We start from the raw sequence: 14168 nt of genomic DNA, 5'->3' as shown, positions 1-14168 counted from the left end.
TTGGGTGGAAAGGGGAGTAGTTTAGAAAGCCCACACATATTCTGCGTATGGATTCCCAGTTGTATGGGGGTATCTTCCAAAAATACATATGAGTAGAACATTGTTATGAGTTGACAACTTGTTTATTGAAAACATCTTTCTTGAACTGTACTAATTCTTGAATTGTCTGAACATTAGGATTGTATATCCACTCACGATCAAAATGTGTTTTTAGGCGTTTACTCATAAAAGCATCACCAATAACCAAAGAATTAAACTGATTACCGGTTTCTCGTTGTATTTCGATTGATGCCAACAAATCATCAGGTAAGCCGTTCATCACAAAATCGGAAATCATTAATAAGTCCGCCTTTTGATAGCTTTCTTGCTCCATCATTTTTAGCGCATGACGTAAAGCTGGGGCAGCATCTGTACCACCATGAAAGGATTGACGTAAAAAAGCAATCAAATTAGAAATCCCCGTTTTACTTGTTAATTCAAAAGTTTCTATTCCAGTGGAAAAATTGATAACGAAACAAGAACGGTTTTCGCTTTTGGCTTTTGTTCCTAAAAACAGAGCCATTGCTTTGGCGATATTTTCAGGTAGCCCGTTCATTGAACCGCTGGTATCTACGCATAAAATCATTGGTCCGGGCTTTTCATCCTCTTGGCTTTTTTGTTCAACTATAATTTCAGTTGGGGCATCGCAATAGGTCATTCCTTGCAATTCAAAACACATTAATTTGGATTCCAAAAACTTCAAATCAAATAAAATTGACGTTTCTTCATCTGCCATTAAAGCCAATTCAGACGGCAATACATACTCTAAATCTTTACCTAAACGTAATCCGATAATTTCTTCGCGTGAATTTATATCAATTTGTGGATTTTGGATGTAAACAGTCTGTTTTACCTGTTCGATTTTTTCGGATTGTTCGATTTGGCGCATTTTGCCTAGTAATTCGGCAATCTGTTGGGCATTCTTATCTTGGGTCAAGTAATTCAGCCAACGTTTCATTTCTTCAATATCTTGTGGGGTCAAATTGCCAATATCGTCTCCTATACCAAAACCCAGCTGTTCCAATTGTTGCGAAAGCTGCTTAACTACTTCTAATTCTTGTTTTAACTGGGTTAAAAGTTCCTGCCTTAATTGATTAATTTGTTCTACTTGCCATTGAGCTTTGGCTTGGTCTAACTGTTGCTGCCATTTTTCTGTCAACAGTTTCAAAGGCAAATTCTGTTTATGAGATTTTACCTGCTTGCTTTGAGCCAATTCTTTTTGCCAAAAATCTTTTTCAAACGGTATGCCTGTCAATTTGCAGAAACGTTGGTAATCATCAACAGGCGATTGATTAAAAAGTCCTGTCTGTTGATGATTTTTCAGATTTTCTTCATGTATGGCAAATGGACTTCTTTGCCATAAGTCCAACTTGGTTTGGTGTGCCCAGCCAAATAACCTTTGTTGAATCTGTCCACCTAACCAACTGTGCTGTTTGAACAAATCTTGATAATCTGTTTGCAAAGAAGCTTTAATCCATCTTATTTGCTCGGATAGTTTGCTGCTTAACGACATAATGACCCCAGCCGTTCGCAGTCTTTAATCCGCAAATTGAGTTTGTCGATTTGGTCTAAAATACCTGATACAGCAATATCAATATCGGCTTGGATTGCAAAAGGGCTTTGCAGGTACTGTTGATATTCCTCATATTTTTTCTCAACTTGTTTTTTTGTATCAATGAATTGTTTTCGAATATCAGATACGGATTGAGCGAGTGAATGAATTATCCATTCACTGACATCTGATTTTTTATCTCCTTTATGAAACATAATTTTAGGTTTGAATGTTAAAGGTTTATATGAATCACGATTAAATCCTCTATTAATTTCTAGTTTTAATGAACAACTGCCTTGCCCATTAAATTGACATTTGATGTCTTTGATAGTATTTCCCTGTTCATCGAGAGGGTGAAATGTATCTTGGCTTTTAAATTTATCAAATGGAACAAGTAGCTGATAATTCTTATTGTAATAATTGTCATATGAATCTATAAATGTAGCTGAAACAGGGAAATATTTTTTTTCATTTATTTCAACTGTATCATAAATATTATTAGAATAATAAAGCTTTTTATTAATCTCCTTGTCCAAATTCTCTTTTTCCCTATCCAATCCAGCCAAATCAATATCCGTATCGAACCCGCAGAATTTAATGGCATTCATCACGATTTCTTCAACGGCTTCCCGATTTTCAGGTGTTGTCCACAGGCAATATTTCAACAAAACCACATCACTGTGATTGGTTTCTTTACGTCCATTGCAGAAAGCTGAAGCCTTTAATAATACAGCCGCACGCTGCCAACGGCGGTCAGATACATAAACGCCCAATTTATCAAACTGTTCTGTTAATTCTTCCCTAATATATTTGATAATCAACAAAGTATCTGTGCTGAGTTTGACTTCGTGAAGTTGCTCGCGCCATTTGGCAAGCTCTTGATAACTAATCTTCAAATCTTCACTGATTTCAGGTTTGTCGCTGCTTGGTTTACTGTCCAGTAAACGGTTAAAATTCTCTTCTTGTTCAATCGGCGGTACGAGCAGGCGGATAACAAAACGGTCGTATAGGGCTTCCAAGCCTTGATTTTCAGGCGGAATTTCATTGGAAGCAGCAATCAGGGTTTTGAGCGGTACATTAATCCGTTCATCGCCGTTTTTGAAAATATGCTCATTAATAATGGTCAGTAAGTTATTCAAAATAGCAGGACTGGATTTCCAAATTTCATCCAAAAATGCAAAATCGGCAGTTGGCAAATAGCCTTCGATTTTCCGGATATATCGGTCTTCTTTCAATGCTTTAATGGATACGGGTCCGAATACTTCTTCAGGTGTGCTGAAACGGTTCATCAAGTATTCAAAGTATTGCGGATTTTCAAATGCACATGCCAAACGGCGGGAAATCAGACTTTTCGCAGTTCCCGGTGGTCCAAATAGGAAAGTATTATGTCCTGCAATCGCACCAAGTAAGGAAATCGCCATAATTTGGTCACGTTCATGAATACCATTTGTGAGTTGTTGTAGCAAATCTGTTATGCGTTTCTGCATCTCATTCTTCTGAGAGTGTTGGAATTTTTTAGAATTTTGAACAATACGTTCATAATTATTTTCGCTTTTCATTGTGTTGTACCTTTTATGTAAGTTAGAAATTTTCCTGTAAATGTATTGGATAATATCACTACTTATTCAACCTCTCCCACACCTTCAACAACCGCTTCACCGACACCGGATACGGCGTCTTCAATTCCTGCGCAAACAGCGACACTCTCAATTCTTCAATCATCCATCTAAACGCGGCGAGGTCGTCTGAAACGGGCAATCCTTGTTTTACCAAGCCGTCGGTTTTTTCCTGCCACATTTGTTCCAGCTCTTGAATATCGGCTTCGCGGGCTGCGTCGCGGGCGGGGTTGCTGCTGTATTTTTCGAGGCGCAGGGTCATGGCTTTGAGGTAGATGGGGAGGCGCGGCCATTGTGCCCACGGGGTGCGGGTGGCGAAGCCGGCGGCGAGCAGGGTTTGCAGGCGTTGGCGCATGAGGTGGGTGAGCGGGTGTTTGCCGAGTTTGCCGTTCAGTTCGGCATAGGCAGCGGCGGTTTCCTGCAAATAGCGGCTGAGGGCTTCTTTGACGGCGGGCAGGCGGCTGCGGGCGCGTTTGATTTGTTCTTTGAAGGCTTTTTCGTTGCGCGGCAGCTCGTCTTCGCCGATAAAGGCGCGGTCGCAGACGGCTTGGGTGAGGTCGTCGCGCAGGGTGTCGGCGTTGATGTGTTTGAGCAGCATGGCGGCTTGGGTGAAGCCTTGGATGCCTTTGTTCAGGTCTTTAACTTGTTCTTTTAGTTGTAGTTTCATGAGTTCGATGACGCCTAGTCTGTGGGCTTGTTCGGCAGCGGAGGATGTGTCGAACAGGCGCAGGGCGATGCGGCCGTCTTTTTCTTTTTGCAGGCCGAGGTAGCCGGTGAGCTGCTGTTTGCCGCGGGCGAATTTGATGGATTCGGGCAGGGTGCCGATGTCCCATGCGGTAACGTTGTCGCGCTCGAATTCTTGGGTGTTGTCGCGGAAGGTGGTGGCGGCGGCTTTGCCAAGTTGTTGTTGGATTTGGATTAAATCGCGCCCCATGGCTAATTCTTGTCCGCCGTCGTCGATGATGCGGAGGTTGAAATAGCAGTGTTCGGGCAGCCTGAACGCGGCCCATTCGTCTTGGTTGATTTGCTCGAGTATGCGGATGTCGCCTGCGGTTTTGGCGATGGCTTGGGCGAGTTGGGGCAGGATGGGGGCGTTGCGGTCGGGGTTTTGGCTTAAAAATTGGGTGATGAATTCGGGCACGGGTACGCAGATACGGCGGATTTGTTTGGGCAGTGCTTTGATTTGTAGCTGGATTTTTTCGCGTATCATGCCGGGCACGAGCCATTCGAGGGCGGCGGGGCTGATGCGGTTGAGCACGGTGAGCGGCAGGGTGAGGGTAACGCCGTCGAGCGGGTGGTGCGGCTCGAAGCGGTAGCTGAGTTTGAATTTGCCGTCTGCGGTTTGCCAGTGTTTGGGGAATTGTTCTTCGGTAATGTGCGCGGCGGCGTGCTGCATGAGGTCGTCTCGACTGAGGAACAGCAGGCGCGGGTTGTCGCGCTCGGCGGTTTGGAGCCAGGCTTGGAAGGTGCGGATGTCGGCGAGGGGGAGGGGTTTCAGACGGTTTTTTGGGGGTGCAGGCTGCTTTTTGGGTTTGGGGTCGTCTGAAACATTTTGTAGGGTGTGTGAACTCGGTTCACGCACGCAGTTGTCCGTATCTTTGGAATCCGCGTGCGTGGCTTGCGCTACACATTCTACGTTGTGCTTTTGAGATTTTAGGACATCTGTTACATCCGCTCGTGCCAATAAGATGAGTTCGCCGGCCGTCTCAGCATCGGGATAGTGCACCAAGCCTGCTTCGTCAAATTGCGCCATTACGCCACTTTGTAATATCGCCCATTCTTCGGCGGAACCGATGGACGGGTCGCATTGCTGCTCTGCAATCAAGGCAACGATTTTGCCGTGCCATTGTTTGCTGTCGATCGTTACACGGTCACCCAGCAGTATCGGTTGACCGTCGGCGTAGCATAGGGAGTTTTCAGGTAGCCTTTGGGCTTTGGGGTCGTCTGAAACTGTTGAAACTGCGGTACTCTGTTCCCTCTCCTGTGGGAGAGGATTAGGGAGAGGGCTTGCTGCGGTTGCGGAAAAGTTGGTTTGTGCGGCAACTGTTTTGCCCTCTCCCCGATCTTCCCCCGCGCAGGAGGGGGAAGTTTGCTGGGGATTTGCAGGACGAAGGTCGTCTGAAAACGTTGAGGTTACGGCACTCTGTTCCCTCTCCTGCGGGAGAGGGGTAGGGAGAGGGTTTGCTGCGGCTGCGGAAAAGTTGGTTTGCGTGGCAACTGTTTTGCCCTCTCTCCGTTCTTCCCTCGCGTAGGAGGGGGCAGTTTGCTGCGGATTTGCAGGATGCAGGCTGCTTGAAACCGCGTCCGCCTTATAAAAATCGGGCAGCCGTTCGTGATAAAACGCAAACAGCACTTCGTCATCGACCAGTACATCCTGCCGACGCGATTTGTGTTCGAGTTCGGTAATTTCCTTAATCAGCTTTTTGTTGTGGACAAAAAATTCCGCTTTCAAATCGCATTCCTGCGCCACTAACGCGCTGCGGATAAAGATTTCGCGGGCTTCTTCGGGGGCGACTCTGCCGTAGGACACGGGGCGGCGCGGCAAGACGGTCAGGCCGTAAAGCGTTACCCGTTCGCTGGCGACGACTTCGCCGCGTTTTTGTTCCCAGTGCGGCTCGAAATAGTGGTAGCGGACGAGGTGCGGCGCTTCCTGCTCGATCCATTCGGGCTGGATGGCGGCCACGTCGCGGGCGTAAAGTTTTGTAGTTTCAACGAGTTCTGCCGCCATGACCCATTTAGGCTTCGCCTTGAACAGGGCGGAGGCGGGGAAAAGGTGGAAGCGGCTGCCGCGCGCGCCGGTGTAGTCGTTGCCGTCGGGCGATTTCATGCCGACGTTGGCGATGAGGCCGGTGAGCAGGGCGCGGTGAATTTGTTCGTAGCCCGCTTCTTTGGCAGCGCGGATTTGAGCGCGGTGTTGCTTCTTATCCAGTTGTTTTTGTTTGAGTTTGGCGGATAAGTCTTGGTCGCCAGCATTTTCAGACGACGTGAGCTGCCTGACTTCTGGAGGTCGTCTGAAAGCCGCTTCCTTGGTGGTCAAACCCATTTCAATCGCGGTTTGGGCAAGCTGGTGGTGCAGCTCGCGCCACTCGCGCATCCTCAGGTGCGACAGGAAATATTGGCGGCACCACTGCACCAGCTGCTTGTTAGGCAAGCCTTTATCGCGCTCGCGCTGGAAGCTGTCCCAAATGTTCAGATAGGCAAGGAAATCGGACTGCTTGTCAGTAAAACGCTCGTGCGCCTTGGCGGCGGCATCCCGTGCTTCCAACGGTCGCTCGCGCGGGTCTTGAATCGACAGCGCGGACGCGATCACCAATATTTCCGCCATACAGTCGTGCTTCTTCGCCGCCAACAAAATGCGCGCGATTTTCGGGTCGATGGGCAGGCGCGCCATTTGTTCGCCGAGTTTGGTCAGTCCGTTATGTTCATTAACCGCCCCCAATTCCAACAACACCTGAAACCCATCATTGATATACCGAGAATCGGGCATTTCTAAAAACGGGAATGCCGCCACGTCGCCGAGTTTCAACGCTGCCATGCGTAGGATGACGGCGGCCAGGTTGCTGCGGACGATTTCGGGGTCGGTGAATTCGGGGCGGCTGTTGAAATCTTCTTCTGAAAACAGCCGGATACACACGCCTGCGGAGACGCGTCCGCAGCGGCCGGAGCGTTGGCGGGCGGCGGCTTGGGATATTTTTTCGACATGAAGCTGCTCCACTTTCGCCCGCGCGGAATAACGTTTGACGCGCGCGAGGCCGGTGTCGATGACGTATTTGATGCCCGGCACGGTGAGCGAGGTTTCGGCGACGTTGGTTGCCAGTACGATGCGGCGTTTCGCGCCTGTGGGGTGGAAGATTTTGTGCTGTTCGGCGTGCGACAGGCGCGCGAACAGGGGCAGGATTTCGTCGTTGCGGCGCAGTGTGGATTTGCGCAGGGCTTCGGCGGCTTCGCGGATTTCGCGTTCACCCGGCAGGAACACCAAAATATCGCCTTCGCCGTGTCGCGCCAATTCGTCCGCCGCATCGACAATCGCGTCGGTCAGCTCTACTTCCGCGTCGTCTTCGTCTTTGCTGGTCAGCGGGCGGTAGAGGATTTCAACGGGGTAGGTGCGCCCGCTCACTTCCAGCACGGGCGCGCCGTTGAAGTGTTGGGAGAAGCGTTCTGCGTCTATGGTGGCTGAGGTGATGATGACCTTTAAATCGGGGCGGCGCGGCAGGAGTTGTTTCAGGTAGCCCAGCAGGAAGTCGATGTTCAGGCTGCGTTCGTGTGCTTCGTCGATGATGATGGTGTCGTAGGCGGCGAGATAACGGTCGGTCTGCGTTTCCGCCAGCAGGATGCCGTCGGTCATCAGCTTGACGCAGGCATCGCGCGAGGTGTGGTCGGTGAAGCGCACTTTATAGCCGACCGCACTGCCGATTTCGGTGTGCAGCTCTTCGGCAATCCGCTCCGCCACCGAACGCGCGGCCAAACGGCGCGGCTGGGTATGCCCGATCAGCCCCGCCGCCCCGCGCCCGAGTTCCAGACAAATCTTGGGCAACTGCGTGGTTTTGCCCGAACCGGTTTCGCCGCAAATAATCGTGACCTGATTCTCGGCAATGGCTTTTTTGATTTCTTCGAGTTTCTCGTGAACGGGCAGGGTGTTGTCGAACTCGGGTTTGGGCAAGGCGGCCAAACGCTTCAAAAAGATTTCGTGCGATTTTTGGTATTTTTCTTCGACTTTGGACAAGCCGCCGTATTTGTTGGGATTTTTGAAGGCGGATTGCAGGAAATGGCGGTCTTTGGAGAGGGTTTGGGAGAAATCGGGATGGGGCATGGTACGGGCGGATGTCGGTGGGAATAATAATGGTAGTATTATAGCAAACTGGCTTCGCCTAATCGGTATGGGTACTATTTAGACCTCTTTGGCAGGCAGGCTGTATTGTTTAATGAAAAGGAATATCTATGAAAAAGATTTTATGTTTGGTTTTGGCGATGAGTATGGGCAGCGTAGCATTTGCCGCGGAGTACAGAACGAAACAGCCCATTGCCCACGACTGGCTGAAAATCAACGGCAATCAGTTCAATATTGAATCTGCCAACGAACGCGGGCATATATGCGGCGCGCAAGGCAAAATGGATAAGAATAAGGTTTGGAAAGATGGGGAAGGTTGCCAAATATCGTTCCAATTCAAGGGGGATGAGGTGAAAGTGGATGCCGAGGGCTGCGAAAATTATTGCGGCGCGGGCGCATCTTTCCCATCGGAGTATTACAAACTGCCGCAGGTTTGTTCGCAACAAGGTGTCAAAAAGATGGAAAACCGTTTTCAGACGACCTTACGTTCAGGAAAATTCGAACAGGCTGCGGACATCAAACAAAATTATCTGAAACAGTGCGGCGACTTCCTCAATCCGATTGAAACAGTGACCGCCGCCAACGATGCCGCCGATGCTTACCGTCAGGCAAACAACAAAGCCGCCTGTATCCAAACTTTGGATGCGGTGCAGGATCATTATGAGAGCCAATTGTTGGATAAGGACTTGGTGAATAAGATTAATGTGCAGATGGAGCGTGACAAAGCTTTGCGCCAACAATGTAGCTGAACACTGATAAAAAGGTTGCTAGAAGGTCGTCTGAAAAGTAAATGTGTACTTTATGACGACCTTTATTATTGCCGTTGGTCGCAAAAAATGCTCGTTTGGCATATTTATTACAAAGTCATATTGTTTGTGCTTAGAATGCGTTCCTGTCTTCGTCAGATAACAATTTTAAGAACAAAATTATGAAAAAATATCTTGCTTTGATGTGTGTTGCAGCTCTATCTGCCTGCGGTGGCGGCAGCTCTTCCCCCAGTACGCAATCCACACCGACACAGGCTCCAAAATCTGCCCAAGCCCTGCCCTCGGCAGACGCAGCTTCCGCATTGCCGGTAGCTGTAAAGTCGGAAAAACCGGAATCCGGCAAACAATTTTTCAGCGGAACCAATTCTTCTGATTCCGCAGTGGCATTCAATCATGCCGATTGGAACAAGATTACCATCGAAGGCGTAGAGGTTGATCTTGCAGCCGTACAAGGCGGGAGTTTTAAAAACGGCTGGCGGGACAGCGTCGGCGGTTCGGAGAATAAACGCCTTGCCAATTTTGGCGGCAATTATGTCCTGCACCACAGCACACCCGATGCGGTTGCCGGCATCGTGAAGACCGCATCGCAAAACAATTACGCTTTCTTCAACGGTAATTTTACCCATGAAGCAGAAATGCCGAAAATCGGACAGGCGGTTTACGACGTATCGACCGTCAGCGTGCGCGGTACTTTGGCCCAAGCATACGGTACGGGCCGTCTGACTGCCGATTTCGAAAGCAAAAAAGTCAGCGGCAGCCTCGGCTATTTCAACAAAACGCTCACCGTTGATGCGGATATCAACGGCAACAGATTTTCTTCCGTCACCCCGACGGCAGAAATACACGGCGGTTTCTTCGGTTCCGCAGCCGCAGAGACAGCAGGTGTTTATCAGGTCGGTAAAATCGTAGGGACGTTTGCCGGTCAAAAACAATAAAAAGTGAAAGTTGCATTTACTTTTTTACAAGGGGTGCAGACATTCAAAATTTCACGACTTTCGGCATAAATATCAAATGTGTAGCAACGGCACGGTAAAGTTGGTCATCTTACGGGCCTTGTTACTCAAGCAGAAAGTATTTAAAAACGAAAAAAGCACAAAATTTTGAATCGTCGAACCACCTCAAGGGGAAAGGTCGTCTGAAAACGGTTTGGTTATCCGTTTTCAGACGACCTATTTTTATGGTTGGCACGCAAAGGCAATGTTGAAGCGTTCACAAGCAGTTGCAGCAAAAAGAAAGAGCGGTTTTGTAGCGGCTCCTCTATATCGGTTACAATCCGTTTTTCTTCTCAAACCAATATTCCAAAGCACAAAATTATGCTGAAAATCATCTCCGCCAACGTCAACGGCATCCGCTCCGCCTACAAAAAAGGATTTTACGAATACATCGCCGCATCGGGCGCGGACATTGTCTGCGTGCAGGAACTCAAAGCGCAGGAAGCCGATTTGTCCGACGAAATGAAGAATCCGCACGGGATGCACGGCCATTGGCATTGCGCCGAAAAACGCGGTTATAGTGGCGTGGCGGTGTACAGCAAACGCGCGCCTGACAATGTGCAAATCGGTATGGGCATTGAAGAATTCGACAGGGAAGGGCGGTTTGTGCGCTGCGATTTCGGCAAGCTGTCGGTGATTTCGCTTTATCTGCCCAGCGGCACCAGCGCGCCGGAGCGGCAGGAATTGAAATACCGCTTTTTAGACGCGTTCTATCCCATGCTTGAAGCCATGAAGGCGGAGGGGCGCGACATTGTCGTCTGCGGCGACTGGAACATCGCCCACCAAAACATCGACCTGAAAAACTGGAAAGGCAATCAGAAAAACTCAGGCTTCCTGCCTGAAGAGCGCGAATGGATAGGCAAAGTCATCCATACGCTTGGCTGGACGGATATGTGGCGCACGCTCTATCCCGATAATCCGGGCTATACTTGGTGGAGCAACCGCGGACAGGCGTATGCGAAAGATGTCGGATGGCGCATCGACTATCAGATGGTTACGCCCGAACTTGCCGCCAAAGCGGTGTCCGCGCATGTTTATAAAGACGAGAAATTTTCCGACCATGCACCTTTGGTAGTGGAGTACGACTATGCTGCCCAATAAAGTTTTCGGCAAATACGATTGGAATGTGAACGGTAAAACCGGCATAGGCGCGGCATGGGTAGTCGCCGCGTTTGTACTGCCTATGCTGGTGTGGACGATATTCATGCTGGCGCGGATGTCCGGCTGGGTTGAAATGACCCGCGCCAATCCGCTTTGGGCGTTGGTGTGGCTGCTATTTTCGCTGCCTTGCCTCCTGATTGCCGCCAAATGTTTCGGCTGGAAAGGCTGGCGGTTGATTGCCAACATCCTGATCTGCCTCGCCACCTGCGCCGTTTTAAGTGTCCCCGCCGTGCTCTTGATTACCTTTACGCTCAACGATTTGCTCAAATAGGTCGTCTGAAATGCGAACTTTCGAACTCGAAGACCTGACGCTTTTCTTGATACGCGACGCGGACGAAGCAGAAATGTGGATAGACCGCTGGGCGGTCAGCTATCCCGTCGTCCAAACCGCTGCCGCTTCCGCCAATCAAAGCATCGCCCAATGGCAGGCAAATATTCAAACAGCGTTTGAAGGCATCAGCGGCGAACACATCGCCGTCGTCGCACACGGCGCAGGCGTATCCGCTTTTCTGGCGTGGCTCTACCAAACCGACATCCTGACACAGAAAAAAATCGTCAACATCATCCTCGTCTCGCCGCGTCCAGAAGCCTTCCCCGACGATGAAATACACACCTTCCAGCGCGTCCGTTGCCCCTGCCGCACCGCGCTTGTCATCGCCGAACAAAACGGCACACCGCGTAACTGGGCGGAAGAACGGGCAAACCTGTGGAACGCCCGCCTCCTCCTGTCGCCACACTCTGGCACGCTCAACGGCGCACTCGGCGGCTGGCAATGGGGCATGAAGCTGATGCAGGAAATGCTCTTGAGTTGAACAAAACACTTGCAAGGATAAAACAGAAAAGGTCGTCTGAAACTGGAAATCAGGTTTCAGACGACCTTTTCGCAGGCAAGTAACAGTTTCGGGTAAAATACGGCAGTTCGCCAATTATCCGAAAGAATCCCATGTATTCCTTAGCCCGCAGCCTGTTGTTTAAACTTGATGCCGAAAAAGCCCACCATTTCACCCTCGACGCGCTCAACAAAGTGTACAAACTCGGTTTGCTTCCGATTTTCGACAACCGAACCAAGCCCGTCAAACTCATGGACATCACCCTGCCCAATCCGGTCGGGCTTGCTGCCGGACTCGACAAAAACGGCGAATACATAGACGCATTGGGCGCGCTCGGCTTCGGCTTCCTCGAAATCGGCACGGTAACGCCCAAACCACAGTCCGGTAACCCGCAGCCGCGCCTCTTCCGCGTTCCCGAACACCAAGGCATCATCAACCGCATGGGCTTCAACAACCACGGCATAGATGCCATGATTCAAAACATCGAAAAAAGCCGTTATCAAGGCGTGTTGGGCATCAACATCGGCAAAAATGCCGTTACCCCCATCGAAAACGCCGCCGACGACTATTTAATCTGCCTCGAAAAAGCCTACGCACACGCAAGTTACATTACCGTCAATATTTCCTCGCCCAACACCAAAAACCTCCGCGCACTGCAAGGCGGCGACGAACTGAGCGCGCTGCTCGAAGCCCTGAAAAACAAACAGGCGCAGCTTGCCGCCGCGCACGGAAAATACGTCCCGCTCGCCGTCAAAATCGCCCCCGATTTGGATGAAGCACAAATCGAAGACATCGCCCACGTCGTCAAATCCGTCGAAATGGACGGCATCATCGCCACCAATACCACCATCGACAAATCAAGCCTCGGCAGCCATCCGCTCGCAGGCGAGCAGGGCGGCCTAAGCGGCCTGCCCGTGCGCGAAAAAAGCAATCAAGTGCTGAAAATGTTGGCGGAACACATCGACGGCAAGCTGCCGATTATCGGTGTAGGCGGCATTATGAACGGCAAGGACGCCGCCGAAAAAATCCGTCTCGGCGCAACCGCCGTCCAAGTGTACAGCGGCATGATTTATAAAGGCCCGGCATTGGTGAAGGAATGTCTGGCAGCATTGAAGTAAGCACGATTTCCAACACAAAAGGTCGTCTGAAAACCGGTTTAACTGGATTTAAACGGTTTTCAGACGACCTTTTTGAGATTTGGGCTTTCAACTCAATTTATGTTTACTATAAAATCGTTTCTATAAAATTAAAAAATGGGTCATGAATAAGTAACATCAATAAATTCATTTTTTATATTTTATTATATCTAGAAAATATAATAATTTTTTGAATCCTAAGCCCGAGATGGTATTTGAATCAGGATTAATCTAATGTGTTTTAACAGTATTTGAAGGACAAAGCTCTAAAGCTTCCTCGGATCGGAGTGATGTAAACATATAATGTACTAGATCAGGATTGTTTGAATAGTATTTACTGACTAAGTAAGGCGAGTTGTTTGAATAAAAATAACAATATAATTTACCATTATCCAAAAAAGGTTGTATTTGGGAAGTTGGAATATTGAAGTCTTTTAAATAGTCTATCCCTTTAGAGGTTATAGGATAAAGTTGGGAAAGGGGGATTTCATCCGCTGTATTTGCTTCAAAAATCACAATCATTTCACTTGTTTCAACAAAAGTCCTCAAGAATATATTGCTACTGCTTTTAGGAAAAATATCAATATACCATGAAAATGACTTGGAATTTAAAAACTCATCAGGAGTTTTGTAATAATCATCATGATGTTGATCATAGCTGAACCTTAATATCAGAAATGGTATAAATATGATTGCAGATATTATGCCTAAAGATATTAAAGATAATTTAATAAATTTCTTCATGGGTGCACCTTTTAAAGACGAATTGCTGTTTTAATCAAAGGACTGTCACGGATAACTAAGAAAATTCAATTCAAGTCAGACTTATTACTATGAGGAAAAGCCACTAAGCGAGTAGTACAAGTCAGATAGCTCATCGAAAAGATTTGTTGCAGACGTTATTACCAGAGCAGTAGACTACTTTTTAATCTGTATTTGATAGGTCGTCTGAAAGTTTTTCAGACGACCTTTATTTAAATCTAATTTACACTTGCTTATTTGGATTATGCTTGTTATTTAGTGAATGATTTTAAAAATATAATCACGAACCAAACACATGTAATATCCATAAAAAGAATTGCAGGCATATGAACTTAAGGTATATCCACTGAATAACAATGTAAATATACTCATGAGTACCGAAGTCAGTAGGATTTTCATATCTCTTATAAAAATTAAATTTATCAGAGTAGCTACTGAAAATAGACTTGCAATATAGCTTGATAATTTAATGAATGTAAGTAAAT

General features: G+C 48.1%; 10 protein-coding genes. 6 read left to right on the top strand and 4 right to left on the bottom strand.

All coding sequences use genetic code 11. The features are described 5' to 3' along the window. Positions 1-103: 103 nt before the first annotated feature. The 3 genes from H3L95_RS09575 to hrpA are packed head-to-tail and all read right to left on the bottom strand — an operon-like array spanning position 104 to position 8017. Positions 104-1552: a VWA domain-containing protein gene (locus tag H3L95_RS09575; RefSeq protein WP_003758253.1), complete on the bottom strand. Its 1449-nt coding sequence runs from the start codon at positions 1550-1552 to the stop codon at positions 104-106. Then, positions 1543-3150 (bottom strand): AAA family ATPase, encoded by a 1608-nt coding sequence (locus H3L95_RS09570; protein ID WP_003758255.1) that lies wholly within the window; start codon positions 3148-3150, stop codon positions 1543-1545. Before H3L95_RS09570 ends, H3L95_RS09575 begins: the two co-directional genes overlap by 10 nt. A 58-nt stretch (positions 3151-3208) precedes the next feature. After that, complete coding sequence (gene hrpA / locus H3L95_RS09565) at positions 3209-8017, bottom strand: ATP-dependent RNA helicase HrpA (RefSeq protein WP_182096145.1); 4809 nt, start codon at positions 8015-8017, stop codon at positions 3209-3211. Positions 8018-8145: 128 nt separating this feature from the next. On the opposite strand from hrpA, the gene H3L95_RS09560 reads away from it, so the two are divergent. The 6 genes from H3L95_RS09560 to H3L95_RS09535 all read left to right on the top strand — a co-directional run bounded on the left by H3L95_RS09560 (position 8146) and on the right by H3L95_RS09535 (position 12903). Then, positions 8146-8784, top strand: coding sequence for a hypothetical protein (locus H3L95_RS09560; RefSeq protein ID WP_003758262.1), 639 nt, complete (start codon positions 8146-8148; stop codon positions 8782-8784). A 179-nt stretch (positions 8785-8963) separates the two neighbouring features. After that, a complete protein-coding gene (locus H3L95_RS09555) occupies positions 8964-9737 on the top strand; it encodes a transferrin-binding protein-like solute binding protein (protein ID WP_040668466.1) in 774 nt (257 codons plus the stop codon). Between the two features lie 378 nt (positions 9738-10115). Next, positions 10116-10895: an exodeoxyribonuclease III gene (locus H3L95_RS09550; protein ID WP_003758273.1), complete on the top strand. Its 780-nt coding sequence runs from the start codon at positions 10116-10118 to the stop codon at positions 10893-10895. Further along, complete coding sequence (locus H3L95_RS09545; protein WP_003758275.1) at positions 10882-11226, top strand: hypothetical protein; 345 nt, start codon at positions 10882-10884, stop codon at positions 11224-11226. Before H3L95_RS09550 ends, H3L95_RS09545 begins: the two co-directional genes overlap by 14 nt. Positions 11227-11236: 10 nt before the next feature. Further along, a complete protein-coding gene (locus H3L95_RS09540) occupies positions 11237-11767 on the top strand; it encodes an alpha/beta hydrolase (RefSeq protein ID WP_003758276.1) in 531 nt (176 codons plus the stop codon). Positions 11768-11898: 131 nt separating this feature from the next. Continuing rightward, on the top strand, positions 11899-12903 hold the full coding sequence (locus H3L95_RS09535; RefSeq protein WP_003758279.1) for a quinone-dependent dihydroorotate dehydrogenase: 1005 nt from the start codon (positions 11899-11901) through the stop codon (positions 12901-12903). Between the two features lie 249 nt (positions 12904-13152). On the opposite strand, the gene H3L95_RS09530 is transcribed toward H3L95_RS09535, so the two are convergent. After that, positions 13153-13665, bottom strand: a complete 513-nt coding sequence (locus tag H3L95_RS09530; RefSeq protein ID WP_003758284.1) for a hypothetical protein — start codon at positions 13663-13665, stop codon at positions 13153-13155. Positions 13666-14168: the final 503 nt, after the last annotated feature.

The sequence above is a fragment of the Neisseria sicca genome (genome assembly GCF_014054945.1).
In the GTDB taxonomy this organism is placed as follows: Bacteria; Pseudomonadota; Gammaproteobacteria; order Burkholderiales; family Neisseriaceae; genus Neisseria; species Neisseria sicca.
This window is presented reverse-complemented; position numbering and strand designations above follow the sequence as displayed.

Coding starts and splice junctions, on each gene's coding strand:
- H3L95_RS09530 (WP_003758284.1), bottom strand. CDS start 13,665: ATGAAGAAATTTATTAAATTATCTTTAATATCTTTAGGCATAATATCT.
- H3L95_RS09555 (WP_040668466.1), top strand. CDS start 8,964: ATGAAAAAATATCTTGCTTTGATGTGTGTTGCAGCTCTATCTGCCTGC.
- H3L95_RS09570 (WP_003758255.1), bottom strand. CDS start 3,150: ATGAAAAGCGAAAATAATTATGAACGTATTGTTCAAAATTCTAAAAAA.
- H3L95_RS09545 (WP_003758275.1), top strand. CDS start 10,882: ATGCTGCCCAATAAAGTTTTCGGCAAATACGATTGGAATGTGAACGGT.
- H3L95_RS09540 (WP_003758276.1), top strand. CDS start 11,237: ATGCGAACTTTCGAACTCGAAGACCTGACGCTTTTCTTGATACGCGAC.
- H3L95_RS09560 (WP_003758262.1), top strand. CDS start 8,146: ATGAAAAAGATTTTATGTTTGGTTTTGGCGATGAGTATGGGCAGCGTA.
- H3L95_RS09550 (WP_003758273.1), top strand. CDS start 10,116: ATGCTGAAAATCATCTCCGCCAACGTCAACGGCATCCGCTCCGCCTAC.
- H3L95_RS09575 (WP_003758253.1), bottom strand. CDS start 1,552: ATGTCGTTAAGCAGCAAACTATCCGAGCAAATAAGATGGATTAAAGCT.
- hrpA (WP_182096145.1), bottom strand. CDS start 8,017: ATGCCCCATCCCGATTTCTCCCAAACCCTCTCCAAAGACCGCCATTTC.
- H3L95_RS09535 (WP_003758279.1), top strand. CDS start 11,899: ATGTATTCCTTAGCCCGCAGCCTGTTGTTTAAACTTGATGCCGAAAAA.